Below are 619 nucleotides of genomic sequence, written 5' to 3'. Positions count from 1 at the left end.
ATCTGGCCAGCAGACAACGCCGTCGCCATCAGTATCGCTCCAGGGGTGTCGAAGCATTTGTGGCCAAGAACCTGCTCGAGCGTAATTTTGAGCCGACTGCAATCAATCAGGTCTGGTGCGGCGACGTTACCAGCCTGATGGTTGGGAAACGTTGGTATCACTTGGCAGTGGTCATTGATCTATTCGCCCGCCGAATCGTTGGCTGGGCGTTTTCTCTAATCAATGACGCCAACCTGGTCAGCAAGGCGCTGAGAATGGCGGTGGAGATTCGAGGCAAACATGCAAATCTGATGTTTCACTCAGATCAAGGCTGCCAATACACCAGCCAACGCTTTCAATCCGAACTGCTTGAGCATGGAATAACGCAAAGCATGAGCCGCAGGGGACAGTGCTGGGACAACGCGCCCACAGAGCGTTTCTTCGGGACGCTCAAGTCGGAGTGGGTGCCCTCCAAGGGCTACACGACCATTGAAGAAGCCAGGCAGGACATGACCAGCTTCTTTATGCGCTACAACCGAATTAGGCTCCACAGCTACAACAACTACCTGTCGCCAATAGCCATGGAGCAGCAGGCGGCTTGATCACCGTAACCGGTGTCCGGAAAAACTTGACCAGAACA

The 619-nt window shown here is 54.1% G+C and carries 1 protein-coding gene; it reads left to right on the top strand.

Annotated elements, in window-relative coordinates; genetic code table 11:
* A partial coding sequence (locus NGM28_RS28495; RefSeq protein ID WP_252092552.1) for an IS3 family transposase occupies positions 1-581 on the top strand: 581 nt, incomplete at its 5' end.
* Positions 582-619: the final 38 nt, after the last annotated feature.

Origin of the sequence: Pseudomonas sp. MWU13-3659 (assembly GCF_023757525.1) — a bacterium.
GTDB classification, from domain to species: domain Bacteria; phylum Pseudomonadota; class Gammaproteobacteria; order Pseudomonadales; family Pseudomonadaceae; genus Aquipseudomonas; species Aquipseudomonas entomophila_E.
Note: the sequence above shows the minus strand (reverse complement) of the source record. Positions and strands in the feature narration are given on the sequence as shown.